Annotated in this window: 13 protein-coding genes; 8 read left to right on the top strand and 5 right to left on the bottom strand. The window is 67.6% G+C overall.

Going from position 1 to position 20,446, the window contains the following annotated elements; genetic code table 11:
• Positions 1 to 45 precede the first annotated feature (45 nt).
• The 6 genes from RQI43_RS21210 to RQI43_RS21185 all read left to right on the top strand — a co-directional run bounded on the left by RQI43_RS21210 (position 46) and on the right by RQI43_RS21185 (position 10,692).
• A complete protein-coding gene (locus RQI43_RS21210) occupies positions 46 to 186 on the top strand; it encodes a hypothetical protein (protein WP_200919012.1) in 141 nt (46 codons plus the stop codon).
• A 272-nt stretch (positions 187 to 458) separates the two neighbouring features.
• The gene (locus tag RQI43_RS21205; protein WP_311276503.1) at positions 459 to 1,865 is read left to right on the top strand and encodes an MdtA/MuxA family multidrug efflux RND transporter periplasmic adaptor subunit; all 1,407 of its coding nucleotides are present in this window, start codon (positions 459 to 461) and stop codon (positions 1,863 to 1,865) included.
• Positions 1,866 to 2,046: 181 nt separating this feature from the next.
• Positions 2,047 to 5,160 carry an MdtB/MuxB family multidrug efflux RND transporter permease subunit gene (locus RQI43_RS21200; RefSeq protein ID WP_311276502.1) on the top strand — a complete coding sequence of 1,038 codons (3,114 nt, stop codon included), beginning with the start codon at positions 2,047 to 2,049 and terminating at the stop codon, positions 5,158 to 5,160.
• Positions 5,161 to 5,300: 140 nt separating this feature from the next.
• Entirely contained in the window at positions 5,301 to 5,747 is a 447-nt protein-coding gene (locus RQI43_RS21195; protein ID WP_082470632.1) for an endonuclease domain-containing protein, read from the top strand.
• Entirely contained in the window at positions 5,744 to 9,016 is a 3,273-nt protein-coding gene (locus RQI43_RS21190; protein ID WP_311276501.1) for an efflux RND transporter permease subunit, read from the top strand. The genes RQI43_RS21195 and RQI43_RS21190 overlap by 4 nt, the downstream gene beginning before the upstream one ends.
• Positions 9,017 to 9,204: 188 nt before the next feature.
• Positions 9,205 to 10,692: an efflux transporter outer membrane subunit gene (locus tag RQI43_RS21185; protein ID WP_311276500.1), complete on the top strand. Its 1,488-nt coding sequence runs from the start codon at positions 9,205 to 9,207 to the stop codon at positions 10,690 to 10,692.
• 65 nt (positions 10,693 to 10,757) lie between these two features.
• Here RQI43_RS21185 and RQI43_RS21180 read toward each other — a convergent pair whose 3' ends face one another.
• Positions 10,758 to 11,816: an endo alpha-1,4 polygalactosaminidase gene (locus tag RQI43_RS21180; RefSeq protein ID WP_311276513.1), complete on the bottom strand. Its 1,059-nt coding sequence runs from the start codon at positions 11,814 to 11,816 to the stop codon at positions 10,758 to 10,760.
• A gap of 45 nt (positions 11,817 to 11,861) precedes the next feature.
• On the bottom strand, positions 11,862 to 12,254 hold the full coding sequence (locus tag RQI43_RS21175) for a hypothetical protein (RefSeq protein ID WP_156467631.1): 393 nt from the start codon (positions 12,252 to 12,254) through the stop codon (positions 11,862 to 11,864).
• Positions 12,255 to 12,528: 274 nt separating this feature from the next.
• Here RQI43_RS21175 and zwf point away from each other — a divergent pair, with 274 nt between their 5' ends.
• Complete coding sequence (zwf, locus tag RQI43_RS21170) at positions 12,529 to 14,073, top strand: glucose-6-phosphate dehydrogenase (RefSeq protein ID WP_082470602.1); 1,545 nt, start codon at positions 12,529 to 12,531, stop codon at positions 14,071 to 14,073.
• 359 nt (positions 14,074 to 14,432) lie between these two features.
• On the opposite strand, the gene RQI43_RS21165 is transcribed toward zwf, so the two are convergent.
• The 3 genes from RQI43_RS21165 to RQI43_RS21155 all read right to left on the bottom strand — a co-directional run bounded on the left by RQI43_RS21165 (position 14,433) and on the right by RQI43_RS21155 (position 17,726).
• Complete coding sequence (locus RQI43_RS21165; protein WP_207411049.1) at positions 14,433 to 15,212, bottom strand: restriction endonuclease; 780 nt, start codon at positions 15,210 to 15,212, stop codon at positions 14,433 to 14,435.
• An 804-nt stretch (positions 15,213 to 16,016) separates the two neighbouring features.
• Positions 16,017 to 16,511, bottom strand: a complete 495-nt coding sequence (locus RQI43_RS21160) for a MucR family transcriptional regulator (protein WP_311276499.1) — start codon at positions 16,509 to 16,511, stop codon at positions 16,017 to 16,019.
• Between the two features lie 552 nt (positions 16,512 to 17,063).
• The gene (locus RQI43_RS21155) at positions 17,064 to 17,726 is read right to left on the bottom strand and encodes a class II aldolase/adducin family protein (RefSeq protein WP_311276498.1); all 663 of its coding nucleotides are present in this window, start codon (positions 17,724 to 17,726) and stop codon (positions 17,064 to 17,066) included.
• Positions 17,727 to 17,825: 99 nt separating this feature from the next.
• Between RQI43_RS21155 and RQI43_RS21150 the strand changes: the two genes are divergently transcribed.
• Positions 17,826 to 20,438 (top strand): GNAT family N-acetyltransferase, encoded by a 2,613-nt coding sequence (locus tag RQI43_RS21150; RefSeq protein WP_311276497.1) that lies wholly within the window; start codon positions 17,826 to 17,828, stop codon positions 20,436 to 20,438.
• Positions 20,439 to 20,446 lie beyond the last annotated feature (8 nt).

Here is a 20,446-nt window from a genome sequence, read left to right as displayed (position 1 = left end):
TCCTCCGGGGTAGCGACCTCGTATCGGATCACGAGGACGACCGCGTTGAGTACCCGCGCCTGCTGCGCCCTTGCCTTCCTCATCGCCCTGGCGGGAGCGGGATTGCGCCTCGCCATGCCGGTGACGCCGCCGGACGCGGCCTACCACGCGGTGGTCGAGGCCTACCCGTCGAAGCCACTCCCCTGAAGGCTTCCGCCGATCCGCCGCCGGAACGTCGGAAACAACCCGGAAACTTCCGCGCCGCACTGGCGTCGCAATAATCCGGCATGTCCGGCCGCGATGCTGAGCGATCGATCGACGGGTAAGACCCACCGGCAACCCAGCGCGGCTCCCGGCACTGTCCCGGATCGTCGCCCCGCTGCGCGGTGGTCGCGCCCCCTGTTCCCTCGGGACTCACGTCGCCATTTCGTCCAGACTGCGCGGTGCCGTTCGGGAGCGATCGGCTGGATTGTCGAGGCATGAACGAACAATCGCCCATCCGGACCGAAACGGCCCGGGAATTCAGACCGGACACCCCGGCGCCGACGCGCCGGCGAAGCCGTGTGGGAACATGGTTGATCCTGCTCCTCCTCCTCGCGGGGGCGGGAGCGGCCGGCTACCGATTCTATCTCGCGCCCAAGCTCGCCCCCAAGACGGAGAGCACGGCCGACGGCGCGCCCGCCCGCGGCAAGGGCGCCCGTGGACGTCCGGGCGACATGCCACAGGCGGTCGGGGTCGCCACGGTCTCCACCGGCGAGATCCCGGTGGTGCTGTCGGGCCTCGGCACGGTGACGCCGCTCGCCACCGTGACGATCCAGTCACAGATCAGCGGCTATCTCACGGAGATCGGCTTCCGCGAGGGGCAGACCGTGAAGAAGGGTGATTTCCTCGCCCAGATCGATCCGCGCATCTACGAGGCCCAGCTCGCCCAGTACCAGGGACAGCTCGCCCGCGATCAGGCGCTGCTGCAGAATTCGAAGCTCGACCTCGCCCGTTTCCAGCGCCTCAGCCTGCAGGATTCGATCTCGAAGCAGAACGTGGACACGCAAGCGGCCCTGGTGAAGCAGAACGAGGGCACGGTCGCCATCGATCAGGCCCAGGTCGACCAGCAGAAGCTCAACATCGCCTATACGCGCATCGTCTCGCCCGTGGAGGGCCGCGTCGGCCTGCGCCAGATCGACCAGGGCAATTACGTCACCGCCGCCTCCACCAACATCGTGGTGGTGACGCAGCTGCATCCGATCTCGGTGGTCTTTACCCTGCCCGAGGACGACGTGGCGCGCGTCATGCGCCGCCTGCGCTTGGGGGCGAAGCTCACGGTGACCGCCTATGACCGGGGCGATGCCAACGTGCTCGCCACCGGCACCCTCGACACGGTGGACAACCAGATCGACACCACCACCGGCACGGTGAAGCTGCGCGCGCTGTTCGACAACAAGGACGAGAGCCTGTTCCCGAACCAGTTCGTGAACGCCAAGCTCACCGTGGACACGGTGCGGGATACGCCCATCGTCCCCACCGCCGCGATCCTGCGCGGCACGCCCGGCGCCTATGTCTACCTGCTCGACAGCGACGACAAGGTCGTGGTCCGGCCGATCACCGTCGGCGAGGCCGATGGCACGCGCAGTGCCGTCACCAAGGGGCTGGCGGTCGGCGACCGGGTGGTGGTCGATGGGACCGACCGCCTGCGCGACGGCGCCAAGGTCCGCGTCACCGAGGGTGGCAAGGGCCAGCCGGCGGCACCCGGCGAACCTGCGGCGCCTGGCCAAGCCGCACCTGCAACCGACGCCCCGGCCACGACATCGACGCCCGCCGCCGGGACGCCTCCCGAAAACCCGCCGCAGAAGCGCGAGCGCCGCAGAGAGCGGCCGGCGGCGCAGCCGTGATGGTCACTCTCGACGCCGTTTCTCCCTCCCCCCTCTGCGGGGGAGGGTGCCTGCGGAGCAGGCGGGAGAGGGGACGACCTCTCCGCATAGGGCGCTCCCCTCTCCCGACCCACTTCGTGGGCCACCCTCCCCCGCAGCGGGGGGAGGGGAGGGGCGGCGCGCCCGTCATGGCCTTTACCCCATGAACCCGTCCCGCATCTTCATCCTGCGTCCCGTCGCCACCACGCTGTTCATGCTGGCGATCCTGCTGGTCGGCATGGTGTCGTACCTGAACCTGCCGGTCTCGGCCCTGCCGTCGGTGGAGTACCCGACGATCCAGGTGCAGACCTTCTATCCCGGCGCGAGCCCGGAGGTGATGACCTCGGCGGTGACGGCGCCGCTTGAGCGACAGTTCGGCCAGCTCGCCAACCTCAACCAGATGACCTCGCAGAGTTCTGCGGGCGCGTCGGTGATCACGCTTCAGTTCAGCCTGGATCTCGGCCTCGACATCGCGGAGCAGCAGGTCCAGGCGGCCATCAATGCGGCGGGCAACCTGCTGCCCTCCGACCTGCCGGCGCCACCCATCTACGCCAAGGTCAACCCGGCCGACGCGCCGATCCTGACCCTGGCTCTCACCTCGACGACGATGCCGCTCACCGAGGTGCGGGATCTGGCCGAGACGCGGCTCGCCCAGAAGATCAGCCAGGTCTCCGGCGTCGGCCTCGTCAGCATGGGCGGCGGCCAGCGCCCCGCCGTGCGTGTGCGCTTCAACTCCCGGGCGCTGGCGGCCTACGGCCTCAACATCGACGACCTTCGCACCACCATCACCAATCTCAACGTCAACACGCCGAAGGGCACGATCGACGGGCCGACCCAATCCTACGCCATCAATGCCAACGATCAGATCCGCGATCCGAAGGCCTACGAGCAGGCGATCATCGCCTACAAGAACGGCTCGGCGGTGCGGCTCTCGGACGTCGCCGACGTGGTCAACGGCCCGGAGAATACCAAGCTCGGCGCCTGGATGGACGAGACGCCCGCCGTCATCCTCAACATCCAGCGCCAGCCCGGCGCGAACGTCATCGCCACCGTCGACAAGATCAAGGCGCTGCTGCCCCAGCTGCAGGGGACGCTGCCCGCCGCGATCACGGTGACGCCGCTCACCGACCGCACCACCACCATCCGCGCCTCGGTCCACGACGTGCAGGTGGAACTGGCGCTCGCCATCGGCCTCGTGGTGCTGGTGATCTTCCTGTTTTTGCGCAGCCTGTCCGCGACGCTGATCCCGAGCCTGTCGGTGCCGCTCTCGCTCATCGGCGCGCTCTCGATCATGGATCTCTACGGGTTCTCCCTCGACAACCTGTCGCTGATGGCGCTGACCATCGCCACCGGCTTCGTCGTGGACGACGCCATCGTGGTCATCGAGAACATCGCCCGCCACGTGGAGGAGGGCGATTCGCCGATGGAGGCGGCCCTGAAGGGCAGCCGCGAGATCGGCTTCACCATCATCTCCCTCACCGTCTCGCTCATCGCGGTGCTGATCCCGCTCCTGTTCATGGGCGACGTGGTGGGGCGCCTGTTCCACGAATTCGCCATCACCCTCGCCGCCACCATCGTGATCTCGGCGGTGGTCTCGCTCACTCTCGTGCCGATGCTGTGCGCCCGCCTGCTCAAGCACGCCCCGGAGGCGGAGCGCCGCGAGGGCGCCATCGCACGGGCCGGCCGCCGGGTGATGGACGGCGTGATCGCCGTCTACGGGCGGATGCTGCGCGTCGTGCTCAACCACCAGGGCCTGACCCTGGTGGTCACCCTCGGCACCATCGCGCTCACCGCCTACCTGTTCGTGGTCATCCCCAAGGGGTTCTTCCCGGTCCAGGATACCGGCGTCATCCAGGGCGTGACCCAGGCCGACCAGACCGTCTCCTATGCCGAGATGGCCGACCGCCAGCAGCAACTCGCCCGGATCGTCCTGCAGGACCCCGATGTGGCGAGCCTGTCCTCCTTCATCGGCGTCGACGGGCAGAACGTCACGCTGAATTCCGGACGGTTCCTCATCAACCTGAAGCCGCATGAGGGCCGCGCCACCGAAGCAAGCGCCATCATCCGCCGCCTCACCGAGGCGACGCGCGGGGTCGCGGGAATCCGGCTCTACATGCAGCCGGTGCAGGACCTCACCATCGATACGGCGGTGAGCGCGACGCAGTACCAGGTGATCCTGGAGAACCCGAACCTCTCGGAATTCGAGACCTGGGTGCCGCGCTTCGTCCAGGCGCTGCAGCGCTCGCCGCTGCTGTCGGACGTGGCGAGCGACCTCCAGGGCAACGGGTTGGCGGCCTACATCACCATCGACCGGCCCACCGCGGGCCGCTACGGCATCACCCCCGCCACCGTGGACAACGCGCTCTACGACGCCTTCGGCCAGCGCATCGTCTCGACGATCTTCACCCAGTCGAACCAGTACCGGGTGATCCTCGAGGCCGACCCGGACCTGCACAAGACTCTCGACAGCCTCAACGGCATCTTCCTGCCCTCCTCCACGGCGGCCTCGGGCCAGGTGCCGCTTTCGGCGGTGGCGCGGATCAGCGAGCGCCGGGCGCCGCTTCTCATCAGCCATCTCGGGCAGTTCCCGGCCACCACCGTCTCGTTCAACCTCGCCGAAGGCGCGGCGCTGGGCGATGCGGTGCAGACGATCGAGGCGGCGCGGAAGGAGATCGACCTGCCGCCGAGCTTCCGCGTGGTGCCGCAGGGCTCGGTCTTCGCCTTCCAATCGGCGCTCTCGAACCAGCTCTTCCTGGTGATCGCCGCCATCGTCACCGTCTACATCGTGCTCGGCGTGCTCTACGAGAGCTTCGTCCATCCGATCACGATCCTCTCGACCCTGCCCTCGGCGGGGATCGGCGCCCTCGTCGGGCTGATGCTCTTCGGCATGCCGCTGGACATCATCGGCGTCATCGGCATCGTGCTGCTCATCGGCATCGTGAAGAAGAACGCGATCATGATGATCGACTTCGCGCTCCAGGCCGAGCGCGAGGAGGGCATGGCCCCGCGCGACGCGATCTACGAGGCCTGCCTGCTGCGTTTCCGCCCGATCCTGATGACGACGCTGGCCGCCCTGTTCGCGGCGGTGCCGCTCATTCTCGGCACCGGCGTCGGTTCCGAACTGCGCCAGCCGCTCGGCATCGTCATCGCCGGCGGCCTCATCGTTTCCCAGGTGCTGACCCTGTTCACCACCCCGGTGATCTACCTCGCCTTCGACCGGCTGGAGCGCCGGTTCAAGCGCGGTGGCGGTGCGAAGGCGGCGGGGGTGACGCCGTGATCCGGGACCTTGCCGTCACTCTCCCTCCCCCCTCTGCGGGGGAGGGTGGCCCCCGAAGGGGGTCGGGAGAGGGGAACCCGGTTTCCGGATCGGACGCGCAGAGCGACGATGGGCGGACCCTCGTCAGACCCACTCCACATCTGCGTGCGTTTGCTCGCGAGCAACGTCGGCTCCGTACCCTTGCCGAGGATGCGTTCTGGCAGCAGGTGCGCGGTAGCCGCTTCCGTGGGCTCAAATTCAGACGCCAGGTTCCCCTGCCGCCCTACATCGCCGATTTCCTCTGCGCCTCCGCCCGACTGATCGTCGAACTCGACGGAGCCCCGCATGACGAGGCCGAACGCAGTGATCGCGACGCCGCGCGCGATGTCTGGCTGCGGGAGCAGGGATTCGAGATTCTGCGCTTCCCGAATGACCGTGTCCTGAGCGATCTCGCCTCGGTCCTCGACACGGTCGGCGCGACCGTCGAGGCGCGGCTGGCTCGCGCCGCGTCCGGCCGCGTCGCTCCCCTCTCCCGACCCGGCCTGACGGCCGGGCCACCCTCCCCCGCAGAGGGGGGAGGGAGTATGCGCCCGGCTCCCCGCCCATGAACGTCTCCGAACCGTTCATCCGCCGTCCGGTCGCCACGACGCTGCTCACCATCGGGGTGCTGCTGGCGGGCATCTTCGCGTTCTTCAAGCTGCCGGTGGCGCCGCTGCCGCAGGTCGATTTCCCCGTCATCCTTGTTCAGGCGCAGATGGCCGGGGCCTCGCCCGAGACCATGGCGACGACGGTGGCGGCGCCCCTGGAGCGACGGCTCGGCATCATCGCCGATGTGGGCGAGATGACCTCCACCAGTTCCGTCGGGACGGTGCGGATCGTCCTGATGTTCAACCTCAACCGCGACATCGACGGGGCCGCCCGCGACGTGCAGGCGGCGATCAACGCCGCGCGGGCCGACCTGCCCACCGCCCTGCGCTCGAACCCCACCTATCGCAAGTTCAACCCGGCCGATGCGCCGATCCTGATCCTCGGCCTGACCTCGAACACCCTGTCGCCGGGCCAGCTCTACGATTCCGCCGCCACGGTGGTGCAGCAGAAGATGTCCCAGCTCCCCGGGGTGGGGAATGTCGATATCGGCGGCTCGTCGCTCCCGGCGGTGCGGGTCGAACTCGATCCCACCGCCCTCTACAATTACGGGATCGGACTCGAAGGGGTGCGCGCCGCGATCGCCTCCGCCAATGCCAATTCCCCGAAAGGCGCCATCGAGACCGACACCCGCCATTACCAGCTCTACGCCAACGACCAGGGGCGGGCGGCGGCGGATTATCGCGACATCGTCGTGGCCTACCGCAACGGGGCGGGCGTGCGCCTCACCGATGTGGGCAAGGTCGAGGATTCGGTGGAGGACAAGCGCAACCTCGGCCTCGTCAACGGCCGGCCGGGCGTGATCCTGTTCATCTACAAGCAGCCCGGCTCCAACGTGGTCGACACCATCAAGGCGGTGAAGGCGGCGCTGCCGCAGGTCCAGGCCGCGCTGCCGGGAGACATCGACCTCACCGTCACGGGCGACCGCAGCGCCACGATCCGCGCCTCCCTCGCCGAGACCGAGGAGACCCTGATCATCGCGGTCGTCCTCGTCATCGGCGTGGTCTTCGCCTTCCTGCGCTCCGGCCGGGCGACCCTGATCCCGGCCGTGGCCGTGCCGATCTCGATCATCGGCACCTTCTCGGCCATGTACCTGCTGGATTACAGCCTCGACATCCTGTCGCTGATGGCCCTCATCATCGCGACGGGCTTCGTGGTGGACGACGCCATCGTCGTCCTGGAGAACATCCAGCGCCATATCGAGCTCGGCAAGCCGAGGGTGGAGGCCGCCCTCACCGGGTCGAAGGAGGTCGGCTTCACCGTCATCTCCATGACCCTGTCGTTGATCGCGGTGTTCATCCCGATCCTGCTGATGGGCGGCATCGTCGGGCGGCTGTTCGAGGAATTCGCCGTCACCCTGTCCCTGGCGATCCTGATCTCGCTGGTCCTCTCGCTCACCACCACGCCGATGATGTGCGCGCTGCTGCTCAAGCGCGAAAGCGTGCCGGAGGGAGAGGCGCCGCGCCGCCCCAACTTCCTGATCAGGGGGCTGGAAGGCGCCTTCGAGGGAACGCTGCGCGCTTATGAGCGGACCCTGCGGATCGCCCTCGCTCATCGCCGCCTGGTGCTGCTCACGCTGTTCGCGACGATCGGGCTCAACGTCTATCTCTACATCATCGTCCCCAAGGGATTCTTCCCCGAGCAGGATACGGGTCAGATGATGGGCGGCATCCAGGCCGACCAGCGCATCTCGTTCCAGGCGATGAAGCAGAAGCTGGAACAGGCCACCGCCATCGTGCAGGCCGACCCGGCGGTGGACAGCGTCGTCGGCTTCACCGGCGGGCGCGCCACCAACTCGGCCAATGTCTTCGTCGGCCTCAAGCCGCGGGGCGAGCGCGCCTCGATCACCGAGGTGATGACCCGCCTACGCCCGAAGCTGGCCCAGGTGGCCGGTGCCCGGCTGTTCCTGTTCCCGCGCCAGGACTTGCGCATGGGCGGGCGCCAGAGCTTCGCGCAGTACCAATACACCCTCCAGGGTGACACGGCCGACGAGCTCTATGCGGCGGCGCCCCGGCTCGTGGAGGCGCTGCAGAAGAACCCGGTCTTCGCCGATGTCACCTCGGACCAGCAGGAGGGCGGGCTGGAAAGCCGCCTCGTCATCGACCGGGCCACGGCCTACCGCTACGGCATCACGCCCGACAAGATCGACAACACGCTCTACGACGCCTTCGGCCAGCGGCAGGTCTCGACGATCTACAATCCGCTCAACCAGTACCATGTCGTCATGGAGATCGCGCCGCGCTACCTGCAGAGCCCGGAGACCCTGAAGACCGTCTTCGTCTCGACATCGGGCGGCAAGGCGCGCGGCTCGGCCATCACCAACGCGGTGGCCGGGACGGTGGCGGGGGCCGCGACGACGGGGACGACGGCCTCCACCATCGCCGCCGATTCCGCCCGCAACGCCGCCTCCAACGCCATCGCGGGCGGGGCGGGGGCCTCGTCCAGCGCACCCGTTTCGAGCGCCAAGGAGACGATGATCCCGCTCTCGGCCTTCGCCCGGGTCGAGACCGCGAACGCGCCCGTGCAGGTGAGCCACCAGGGCCTGTTCGTGGCGACCACGCTCTCGTTCAACCTGGCGCCGGGCAAGAGCCTGTCGGACGCCACCGCCGCCATCGAGAAGGCCGAGGCGCAATTGCGCCTGCCGGCGACGATCCACGGAGAATTCGCGGGCGCGGCCAAGACCTTCCAGGCCTCGTCCTCGCGCCAGCCGCTGCTGATCCTGGCGGCTTTGCTGGCCGTCTACACCATCCTGGGAATCCTCTACGAGAGCTTCGTCCATCCAGTGACGATCCTCTCGACGCTGCCCTCGGCCGGCATCGGCGCGCTGCTGGCGCTCCTCGTCTCCGGCACGGAATTCACCATCATCGCGCTCATCGCGGTGTTCCTGCTCATCGGGATCGTGAAGAAGAACGCGATCATGATGATCGACGTGGCGCTCGATGCCGAGCGCACGCGCGGGGCCACACCGAAGGATGCGATCTTCGAGGCCTGCCTCTTGCGCTTCCGGCCGATCATGATGACAACGCTGGCGGCCCTGCTCGGCGCCCTGCCTCTCATCCTCGCCGGGGGCGAGGGGTCGGAGATGCGCCGCCCCCTGGGCATCGCCATCGCCGGCGGCCTGATCGTGAGCCAGCTCCTGACCCTCTACACCACACCCGTCGTCTACCTCTATCTCGACCGCCTCCGCCGGCGTCGCCCGGCCTTGGGCGTGGTTCCGGGCGCGGCCGAATGAGCGTGGGCGGTTTGACGGACGGTCGCCTGCGCGGGCTCGTGGCTTCCCTTTCGAGGGGAAGCGCACCGCTTCCAGACGACGGCGCAGGTTCCCTCTCCTGGAAGGAGAGGGACAGGGTGAGGTGCGCGACCTTTTCGGAGGTGTCACACACCTCACCCCAACCCTCTCCTTCCAGGAGAGGGAGCACGTTGTGCTTGCCCCTCGCCCTTCTCTCTCTCTCTGCAACCCTTTCCGGCTGTATGGTCGGGCCCGATTACTCCCGGCCCTCCGTGGAGACTCCTCTCGCGTTCAAGCAGGGCGGAATGCGCGAGGACAGCGTGGCCCATGTCGCCACGCGGAAGGGCTGGCGCGCGGTGCAGCCCAATGACGGGGCCGAGCGCGGCGATTGGTGGCGCGTGTTCCGCGACCCCGCCCTCGACCGGCTGATCCGCCTCGTCGACGTGGACAACCAGAACCTGCGCGTCTCCCTGGCCTCCTACGACCAGGCGCGCGGCCTCGTCGCCCAGGCGCGCTCGGCGCTCTACCCCACGGTCATCGGCGCGCCGACGATCACGCGCTCGCGCACGCTCGGCACCGAGCGCACCTCGGTCTCGCTCCAGGCCCAGGCCTCGTGGGAGCTCGACCTGTTCGGCCGCATCCGGCGCAACATCGAGAGCGAGGTCGCCAATGCCCAGGCGAGCGCGGCGGATCTGGCGGCGGTGCGCCTGGCGATCCAGTCCGAGGTCGCCACCAACTATTTCAGCCTGCGCTACCAGGATTCGCTGCAGCGCCTGCTGAACGAGACGGTGGAGGCCTATAAGAAAAGCCTCGCCATCACCGAGAACCAGTACAATGCCGGCGTGGCGGCCCGCTCCGACGTGATTACGGCGCAGACGCAGGTGCAATCGACCCAGGCCCAGGCCATCGCGGTGGGCCTGCAGCGCGCGACCTTCGAACACGCCATCGCGACGCTGATCGGGCGGCCGCCCTCCGAATTGTCCCTGCCGAAGGGGAGCCTGCCGAAGACGCCGCCCGCGGTTCCGGTGGGCATTCCCTCCGCCCTGCTGGAGCGGCGCCCGGACATCGCGCAGGCCGAGCGCAGCGTGCAGTCCCAGAGCGAGCAGATCGGCGTCGCCGTGGCGGCCTTCTACCCGACCCTGGTCCTCTCGGGCTCGGGCGGCGTCTCGGGGCTGACCAGCAACGGCGTCTTCTCGGCGGCCAACCAGGTCTGGTCGGTGGCCGCGGCCGGCAGCGAAACCTTGCTCGATGGCGGCGCCCGCACCGCCGCCGTGCAGATCGCGAGAGCCGCCTACGACGCCACGGTGGCGACCTACCGCCAGACCGTGCTCACCGCCTTCGCCGAGGTGGAGAACGGCTTGGCCGGCGTGCGCATCCTCGCCCGCCAGCAGGCGGCGCAGGAGGAGGCCGTGGCCTCCGCCCGCCGGGCGGTGGAGATCACCCTCAACGAGTATCGCGCCGGCACGCAGAACTTCACCACGGTCATCACCGCCCAGGCGTTGGAACTGAACAACGAAGTGACCGCCCTGCAGGTGCGGCTCAACCGCTTCACCACGGCGGTGAGCCTCATCCGGGCGCTGGGCGGCGGCTGGGACGTCCGCAGCCTTCCGACGCCCGACGAACTCAAGGGCGACCGCCTGCCGATCGACCGGGGCCAAGCCGTCCGCACGGACGAGTAAGCCGTCCGCTGCGGGTGGATGGCGAGGGATTGCACGGGCGGTGACGGTGCGCGGCGCCGCGCGGATCAGCCGATGATGAGGAAATCGGAGGCGGCGAGGGCCGTCTCCTTGGTGAGATGCGCGAACAGGACGGGTTTGTAGGTCGCCCCCGAACCGTCCCGGTCGAAGAAGAGATCGCCCGTCGCCGTGTCGTAGAGGATGCGGTCATCCGCATCCGAGGCTCGGGTGCCGATGGCGAAGGCGCCCTTGGCGAGCCGCCCGGTGGCAAGCCCGAGGAAGACGTCGTCGTCCAGCTTGACGGTGTCGTCGGCCCGCGAAAAGTCGGTGATCCGGTCGACGTTCCTCCGGGCATCGAGGGCGGTGGCGAACACGAAGACGTCGTCGCCCGCCCCGCCCTTCAGGCGATCCTTCCCGGCGCCACCGAAAAGCGTGTCGTTGCCGTCGCCCCCGAACAGCGTGTCGTTTCCCGCCCCGCCGAGGAGCCGGTCGGCGCCCGCCCTCCCGTCGATCCTGTCGTTGCCGGCCCTCCCGTCGATCCGGTCGGCGAGGACGGTGCCCCGCAGGATATCGGCCTTGCCCGTCGGCAGGATGTAGGCCGGGTCGCCGTCATGGGTGCCGACCAGTCGGTCGAGGCCGCGCGTCGGCGCAGCGAAGGGGATGAAACCGTCGGCGAGGGCTAGGGCGTCGAACTCCGCCACGCGCTCGGCGCCGTTGACGTAATCGACGGAGAAGACCGGCTTTCCGTTGCCGAGGAAATCCTGCTTCAGGATCTCGATCGTCTCGGCATCGGGCCTGAGCGGATTGTTCTCGTCGCGGGCGCCGCGATAATAGAGGTCTTCCACCGCGATCCCGCCGATGACGTCGAGATAGGCTTCCCTGCGCGCGGTGTCGTTGCCGAGATCGTTGAGGATCCAGGCGCCGTTCTGCGGGATGACGAAGAAGTCGGGGTTGGTCTCGCGGGCATGTTCCGTGAGCGCGACGACGAAATCGACCATGCGCTGCGCGGCCTGCTTCACCGAGACGGGGTCGCCGGCCTGCCGGTCCTTGGCGGCGACTTCCGTGCCCCAGAAATAATAGCCGTCGACGATGTCGAGATAGGCGGCGTCGAAACCCGCCGCGACGATGGCGTCGACATCGCCCGTCCGCGCGTCGTTGAAGAGGATGTCCTGCTACTCCTCGTCCCAGAAGCGCACCTTGCGCGATTCCGGCCAGTCGGGATTGAGCGGCCCGAGCCAATCGGGCGCCCGCGCGCCGAGGCCGCCCTCCGCGAGTCCCGTCTCTGTCCAGCCGGGCTGCCAGTAATCGCGAAAGTCGGACGCCTCGCCGATGGAGATGTACGAGACGACCACGGAACGTCCGCCCATCCCGTCCTTCATGCGCGTGATGTCATCGGCCGAGAACCGGAGGGCGTTGGTGCCGTCGCGGGAGGAATCGATGACGAGGAGGTCATGGGTCGCCGAGGCGAGCAGGTCCCGGTCGAGGGGCGCGCCATCGCGTCCTTGCAGTTCGTATCCCCAGGTCTCGACCGCGACGGTCCCGGTGGAGGTCCTGAAGGTGGCCATGGGTCGATCGGTCCTCGCATCCGGCTTCGTCGCGGCGAGCGTCCCGCCGGGCATGGCGGGCGTTCGGCCTCTCTATGGGGTCGCAAGCCCTTAACGGAGGCTTCGATCGGTCCGGCGTTTTCGATGCAAGCGATGCGTCCGATGTCGGCCGCCGGGCGCGGGCCATGTTCCGCCACCACGGCAGCGTGATCGCTGCTATGCACCATGGATCGGAACGGCACGGCGCAAATCCGGTTTGACCCGCGTCGCCGATCCATCCCGGAGTATCCGTCCCATGAGCCGATCCGACGTCCCAGCGAGCGACGGCAAGCAGAAGCTCGCCAGTTCCGAGGTCGAGACCGCCCCGCCCTGCACCCTGGTGATCTTCGGGGCGGCCGGCGACCTGACGAAGCGCCTGCTGATGCCGGCCCTCTACAATCTCGCCGCCGGCGGGCTGCTCTCCGAGGGGCTGAAGATCGTCGGTATCGACCATAACGACCGGACGAGCGAGGGTTGGCGCGACGACCTCTCGCAGACGATGCAGTCCTTCACCCAGGACCGAACCTCCGAATTCCACCCGGACTCCATCGATCCCGCCCATTGGGGCTTCATCCGGGAGCGCCTGACCTTCACGAAAGGGGATTTCGAGGCGGCGGAGACCTATCGGCGGCTCGCCCAGGACATCGGCGGCAACGCGATCTTCTACTTGGCCGTGTCCGCGCGCTTCTTCGGCCCGGTGGTGGACCATCTCGGTGCCGCGGGCCTGCTGAAGGAGGGGGAGGGCGCCTTCCGGCGCGTGGTGATCGAGAAGCCCTTCGGCACCGATCTCGCCTCGGCGCGCGCCCTCAACGCCCGCATCCTGAACCAGGCCGACGAGAGTCAGGTGTTCCGCATCGATCACTTCCTCGGCAAGGAGACGGTGCAGAGCATCCTGGCGCTGCGCTTCGCCAATGCCATGCTGGAGCCGATCTGGAACGCCCACCACATCGACCATGTGCAGATCACCGCCGCCGAGACCATCGGCGTCGAGCAGCGCGGCGGCTTCTACGAGCCGACCGGCGCGCTGCGCGACATGGTGCCGAACCACCTCTTCCAGCTTCTGTCCATGGTGGCGATGGAGCCGCCCGCCAGTTTCGATGCTGAGGAGATCCGCAACGAGAAGGCGCGGATCGAGGAAGCCGTGCGGCCGGTGACGCCGGATCAGGCGGTGCGCGGCCAGTATGCGCCCGGCGAAGAGCACGGTCATGCCGTGCGGGGCTACCGCGAGGAGGCCGATGTCTCAGCCGATTCCCGCACCGAGACCTACGCGGCCCTGAAGCTCTCCATCGATAACCCACGCTGGTCCGGCGTGCCGTTCTACCTGCGCACGGGCAAGCGTCTGGCCGGGCGCCTCACCGAGATCGCCGTGCATTTCAAGCCGCCAAGTCATGGCCTGTTCGCCGGCACCGATCTCGCACCGAACGTCATGCGCGTGCATATCGACCCGGACCAGGGCTTGAGCACCCGGTGGAACACCAAGCGGCCGGGGCCGGACATGCATCTCGGCGCGGTCACCTCCTCCGTGCGGTTCGGCGATTTCTTCACCGAAGCGCCGAGCGTCGGCTACGAGACCCTGATCTACGATTGCATGATCGGCGACCCGACCCTGTTCCAGCGGGCCGACGCCATCGAAGCGGGCTGGGCCGCCGTCGACCCCCTCATCCAGGCCTGGAGGGATGCCCCGGTGGAGACCTATGCGGCGGGCAGCGATGGACCGGCGGGGGCGGATGCTCTGCTCGCCCGCGACGGGCGGGCCTGGCTGCCTCTCGCGGAGGGGATCGTGGATTCACCCATCCGCTAGACGGCTGTTCCCTTTATACAGGCGGCTTCGACATGAGGCGCAGCGGAACTCCCTCTCCTGAAAGGCAGGGCTATCGCATATGCCGATTTGCTCGTTGAGAATCGAATCGCAGCCCCCCGTCATCCCGGGGCCGCGCAGCGGAGCCCGGGATCCAGAAGCATAGGTGGTGCAGGACGTTGCACCGTCGGCGGATCTGGATTGCACGCCTCTGGCGCGGCCCTCCGGGTCCGGGCTCGCCTCTGGCGACCCGGAATGACGGCGTGGTACCATATGCGATGGCCCTCTCTTTCCTGGAGAGGGGACCCGTGGTGCCCGCGACATGTAGGAATATCGTAGCGCAGAGGGGTGAGACTTGTGCGTCAGGCCGGCTCGGCGTCGAGCCGCCGGGATCTGCGGATGGGCGCGAGCGTGCGCAGGGCATCATGATGGAGGAGGAGAACGCCGGTGGCGCCCGACAGCCTGCGCGCGGCGGGGGTGAAGCCGGCATTGGAGACGACGGCCGCCATATCCGCCTGCCAGTAGCGTGCGGCCGCCGAGGCCTCCTGCACCGCCGCGTTGCCCACGGGCTTGGTGTAGCGCTTGCACTGGAGGACGAGGCGGATGCCTGAGCGCTCGGCGACCACGTCGGCTCCCTGGTCGCCGCTGGCCTTCGTCGGGCGCGCCGACCATCCCGCCTCGCGCAGCGCCTCGGCGCAGAAGCGCTCGTAGGCGATGCCGTCTTCCGGGGCCTCGTCCTCGTCCGGCAGAGCGACGGACAGGGCAACGTCGTCGATGATGTCGAGGACGATCGGCCAGCGGGTATCGGCGAGGTCGGTGAAGCCCTTGGCATCGAGATGCGGCAGGATCGTCCGCTCGGCGAAGTAATCCCGCTCGCGCAGCCAGCCATCGTCGATCCGGTTGCCGTAGGCGTCCTCGAAACATTCCTGGCGGCGGCGCAGGGCGAGGGTCTCGGCATGGGCGCGCGCGAGCCGGCGCACCGTCCGCCTGAAGCGCCGGGGCCTGTCGAGGCGATGCAGCAGGATCAGGCAGAGACAGAGGCCGGTCGCCGCCAGGGCGGGGAGTCCGAACCAGAAGGCTAGGCCCCCACCCAGGAGGGTGGTCCAGAACAGGCGCGCGACAAGGCTCGATCGACCGGACATGCGCACCCTTTCCCGCTGCCAACGCGCCCCCATCGGCCGCGCCTTCTTTCGCAGAATGCCGGGAGGGTCTTGCGACGGGCCTAACGCCGGCTCGCTCCAGAAAAACCGCCTGCTCCGATAGTGCCGTGCGGCGCGAGACGAAATCGGATGTCGTCAATCGACATCAGGCAAAAATGATTGGATTCATCCCCCTGGATTGGTTCGAATTCATTCACGTTGAAGCGTATTTGCAGAGGAAACGCACAAGGTGGATGATGTTGCCGTTAGAACTGGGGGATTATTTATTATTTTGCATGCAGATTGGCCCCAAAGAGTCTCGGGACAGGAAAGCGCACGCGTTCCATCGGAGATATGCTCGGTCGCTCCGTGATCGCGACCGATGATATCTGTGTAGTTTTCTTGTGGATGAGGATGCCATTGGGCCGTGTGCCGGCCCCGACCGCGCCGAGCACATCCGTTTGGCGTCCCGAACGAGTAATCCGCTCACGGCGGCCCCATCGATGCGGCACACCTATCGTCCGCGCGTGAGAGAGCGGGGTACCACTCGCCTTCTCAAACGAGAGAGCCTCCGATTCCGCGACGAAGCTCGATGAAGCGTTCGCACGCCTGAAACGGTAGATCAAAAACGCGTAGAGCTGCATCCGACATGACTGCGTCAAATCGAATGCAGCTCTCCGTGTTCGTCCGACCGTGCATGCTTTAGACGAGGCGATTGTCCGCGTCGTCTCATCCTGCTTCAGCTCCAGGCCTTCGTTGTGTCACGCTCTTTCTAGCCAAAGCGGCATCCGCTTCGGCGGAGAGGCTTTAGGAGGCCAGAGCCGCGCGGGGGCGACGGCCGCGCGGTGCGGGAGAGGTCGGGGCTTCGGCGGCGGGGGGCTTTACGCGGGTCTTCCGGCGCTGCTGGCCCAGACCCATGTTCTTCGCCAGTTCCGACCGTGCGGCTGCGTAGTTCGGGGCAACCATCGGATAGTCGCTCGGAAGGCTCCATTTCGCCCGATACTCGTCAGGCGTCATGGAATAGCGGGTCCGAAGGTGACGCTTCAGCGATTTGAACTTCTTGCCGTCTTCGAGGCAAATGACGAAGTCCGGCGTGATCGAACGCTTGATGGATACGGCCGGCGTCAGCGGCTCGAATTTCTCCGGCGAAGCGGCCGTCGTCAGGTTGCTCAAGGTCGCATGGATCGATGCGATCAGCGCTGCGATATCCGAAACAGGCACGGAATTGTTGCTTACGAATGCCGAGACGATGTCGGCGGTAAGCTCAATGTAATCCGTTACAACGTCGTTCTCGAGTTCCACGCTCACCCCCGGAAGTAAGACAGTTTTAGACCGGCCCAAGGCACCGATCGATGCGGGCGGAAGGGTCTTGTCATCAACATGAGTTGACTAGGCAGTTCGTAGGGCAGCCATTAACAAAGCGCAAGAGGCTACGGCAAGACCACGTCCTTAACGAAAACTGGAATGAAGCTTCGGGTCTGCTGGGGGAGCTTCAAGCACCGCAGAATTGGCTGATGTTACCGGGAAGGGGAGGATTTTTTTTATCCCCTCAGCTCTGAAAAAAATTGCAGGCGACCATGGAAGCGGCAATTTAATTGTTGAATTGGAACCTTGCTGCCCAGGTCTGAGCTATTTTAGGTCAGTTTCGCAACTTTGAATGTAGGCTTCCGAAATAAACTACACGCTTTGTAAGAATGTCTAAGCGTCCGTCGAAACAGCCTCCCGTTGCGCAGGAGAAGAAAAGTTTTTCTGGGAATCTGCTGCCGAAAGACCGTTCAAGCCGTAGATGAGGGGCGATGCAGTCGGTTCTACGTAATCATCGCACCCCGTTCCGTCCGACAGAGTCGGATGTTCTCACGGCGCTACGTCCCGGCTTCGCGGCCCATAGCTTTCGAACCGCCTGACGGTTCGGGCGATCTCGGCATCCGACAGTATGATTGGTTTGCCCACCTGCAGCGCGGCTGCATATTGTCGGCATAGTGCTTCCATCTCTACCGCCAGCCACAATGCTTTCGTGAGGTTGCTGCCGATGGCGATCATGCCATGGTTGGCCAGCAGGCAACCAAGGCGATTGTCGAGGGCCGCGACGGCCGCGACAGAGAGCTCTTCCGTACCGTAGGGCGCGTAGGGTGCGCAGCGTATAGTCGGGCCGCCCGCCGCCGCGATCATGTAATGGACGGCGGGAATCTCTTGTCCGCAGATGGCAAAGGCGGTGCAATAGGTCGGATGGGCATGCACGACGGCGCCGATCTCGGGTCGCCGCTGCAGGATATCGCGATGAAAGCGCCATTCGGAGGAGGGGGCGAGGGCATGGTCATGACCGCCCGCCATGGTCATCGGCACGATGTCCTCCGGCCGCAGGTCGTCGGCCGGGATGCCGGAGGGCGTCATGAGAAAGCCGTCGCGATAGCGTACGGAGACGTTTCCGGCGGTGCCCTGGCTCAGTCCCAGTGAGATCAGGGACCGCATCGCCTCGACGATGGCGCAGGAAATCTCGTAAGCTTCTGGTTCTGACATGTGGTTCCCCGAGTCGCGAGAGACCCATGCCCTATACCGTGCCGGTCGGCGTGATGTCGCATTCCGCCGCGCCGGCCTGATCGAAGGTCACGCCAGTTCATGAGCACCTATCGCTTCGAGGCGTTGCTGGCGCCACGGGCGATCGCGGTCGTCGGCCTCGGCCGTGGCGCGCTCGGCCAAGCCGTGGTCGGCAATCTGGAGAAGGCCGGGTTCGCCGGCCCGGTTCATCTCGTCGGCGAAGCGGGCCTTCCCACCCTCGACGACCTGGATGACACGCCGGATCTCGTCGTGATCGTCGCGGAGGCCGCGTCGGTGGAAGGCTGGGTCGAGAAGGCGGGCCTGCGGGGTGTCGCCGTGGCCGCCATTCTCACGTCCGGCCTGTCGCAGGACCTCTGCGAGGCGGTGCGCAACCGTGCAAGGCAATGGGGCATGCGCCTCCTCGGCCCCAACAGCATGGGGCTGATCGTGCCGCGTGCCCAACTGGATGCCAGTCTGTTCGCGGCGGCGCCGAAAGCCGGCGATCTCGCCCTCATCTCGCAATCGGGCACGGTGGCCGCCGGCATCGTGGCCTGGGCCGCGCATCGTGATGTCGGGTTCTCGGCTATCCTGTCCCTCGGCGCCGCCTGCGACATCGACATCGCCGATTGCCTCGACCATTTCGCCGCGGACATCCATACCCGCGCGATCCTGCTGTCGCTGAACGTGATTCCCAATGCGCGCAAGTTCATGTCGGCCGCCCGCGCGGCGGCGCGCGCCAAACCCGTCCTGGTGCTGCGCACGGGGCGCCACGAGGCGCCCCTGCGCCACACGGTGACCCATACCGGCGCCCTCGCCCGGCCGGATGCCGTCTACGAGGCGGCGTTCCGGCGGGCGGGGCTGCTCAGCGTCGACGGGCTCGACGCCATGTTCTCGGCGGTGGAGACGCTGGGCCGGCAGCGCCCCTTCCCCGGCCAGCGCCTCGCCATCCTGGGGAATGGCGAGGGCATCGGCGCGCTCGCCGCCGACAGGCTCGCGGACCGGGGCGGCACCCTGGCCGCGGCGGGGCTCGGCGGCAATCCCGCCGATCTCGGCGTCGAGGCGGATGCGCAGGCCTATGCCGACGCCCTTGGGCCCCTTCTCGCCGACCCGGCCAACGACGCCGTGCTGGCGATCCACGTGCCGACGGCCCGCTCCGACAGCGCCGGTGTCGCCTCGGCCATCGCCGACACGGTCAGTGCCGCCCGGCGCAAGGGCGGGCGGCGCAAGCCTGTCTTCGCTGTGACGGTGGGCGACGATGGGGAGGCCGGGGCCGTGCTCGCCGCCGCCGGCATCCCGCGTTTCGCCACCGATGCCGATGCCGTGGAAGGCTTCATGCATCTGGTCCGCTACCGCGAGGCGCAGGACGACCTGATGCGCACGCCGGATTCTCTGCCGCGGGAATTCTCGCCCGATGTCGAGGCCGCCCGCGCCATCGTGGCGACCGCCCTCGAAGCGGGGGAGATCTGGCTCGATCCCCTCGCCGTGGCGGGCCTCCTGGCCGCCTACCGGATCGACAGCGTGCCGCTCACGCTCGCTCCCGATGTCGATGCCGCCGCGGCGGCTGCCTGGCCCATCATCGCCGAGGGCGGCGCGGTGGCGCTGAAGGTGGTCTCACCGGACATCGTCCACAAATCCGATGTCGGCGGGGTGCGCCTGGACCTCACCAGCGAGGCGGATGTGCGCACCGCCGCCGCCGACATCCTCACCCGGGCCCGGCGGCAGCGGCCGGATGCGCGGATCATGGGGTTCGCGGTCCAGCCCATGGTGCGCAAGGGTAAGCGCCGCGAGCTCATCGCCGGCCTCGCCGAGGATCCCGTCTTCGGCCCCGTCGTGGTGTTCGGGCGGGGCGGCGTTGCCGTGGAGGTCATCGACGACCGGGCGCTCAGCCTGCCTCCCCTCGATCTCCGGCTCGCCAGCGAACTCATCGACCGTACGCGGGTGGCGCGGCGGCTTGCCGCCTATCGCGACGTGCCCGCAGTGGACCGGAGGGCGCTCGGCCTCGTCCTGGTCAAGCTCGCCCAACTCTCGGCCGACCTGCCGGAGGTGCGCGAGCTCGACATCAATCCTCTGCTCGCCGATGCCAACGGCGTGCTGGCCCTGGATGCCCGCGTGATGATCGGCCCCGCCCCGGAGCGGCGCGGCGGAACCCGGAACCCACGCTTTGCCATCCGCCCCTATCCGGTGGAATGGGAGCGCAATCTCGTGTTGAAGGGCGAGCGGGTCACCGTGCGCCCGGTGCGGCCAGAAGATGAGGGGCTGTTCAAGAGCTTCTTCGAGCAGGTCAGCGCCGAGGACCTGCGCCTGCGCTTCTTCATGCCCGTGCGCGACTTCAACCATGCCTTCCTGGCCCGGCTGACACAGCTCGACTATGCCCGCGCCATCGCCTTCGTCGCCATCGACGCGGAGACCGCGTCGATGCTCGGCGCGGTCCGTCTCCATGCGGATGCGAACCATGAGAGCGGCGAGTACGCCATCCTGGTCCGCAGCGATCGCAAGGGCACCGGCCTCGGCTTCGCGCTGATGCAGTTGATGATCGACTGGGCGAGGGCGGAGGGTCTGAAGCGCATCGAGGGTACGGTCCTTCGGGAGAACCGCCCCATGCTGGCCGTATGCCGCAACCTCGGCTTCTCGGTCCATCCGGACAAGGATGACGGCACTGTGATGAAGGTGAGCCTAGCGCTCGATATGCCGTAGACAAAGAC

Source organism: Methylobacterium sp. WCS2018Hpa-22, assembly GCF_031843785.1.
Lineage (GTDB): Bacteria > Pseudomonadota > Alphaproteobacteria > Rhizobiales > Beijerinckiaceae > Methylobacterium.
Note: the sequence above shows the minus strand (reverse complement) of the source record. Positions and strands in the feature narration are given on the sequence as shown.

Coding starts and splice junctions, on each gene's coding strand:
- RQI43_RS21205 (WP_311276503.1), top strand. CDS start 459: ATGAACGAACAATCGCCCATCCGGACCGAAACGGCCCGGGAATTCAGA.
- RQI43_RS21200 (WP_311276502.1), top strand. CDS start 2,047: ATGAACCCGTCCCGCATCTTCATCCTGCGTCCCGTCGCCACCACGCTG.
- RQI43_RS21190 (WP_311276501.1), top strand. CDS start 5,744: ATGAACGTCTCCGAACCGTTCATCCGCCGTCCGGTCGCCACGACGCTG.
- RQI43_RS21175 (WP_156467631.1), bottom strand. CDS start 12,254: ATGGCCACCTTCAGGACCTCCACCGGGACCGTCGCGGTCGAGACCTGG.
- zwf (WP_082470602.1), top strand. CDS start 12,529: ATGAGCCGATCCGACGTCCCAGCGAGCGACGGCAAGCAGAAGCTCGCC.
- RQI43_RS21165 (WP_207411049.1), bottom strand. CDS start 15,212: ATGTCCGGTCGATCGAGCCTTGTCGCGCGCCTGTTCTGGACCACCCTC.
- RQI43_RS21155 (WP_311276498.1), bottom strand. CDS start 17,726: ATGTCAGAACCAGAAGCTTACGAGATTTCCTGCGCCATCGTCGAGGCG.
- RQI43_RS21150 (WP_311276497.1), top strand. CDS start 17,826: ATGAGCACCTATCGCTTCGAGGCGTTGCTGGCGCCACGGGCGATCGCG.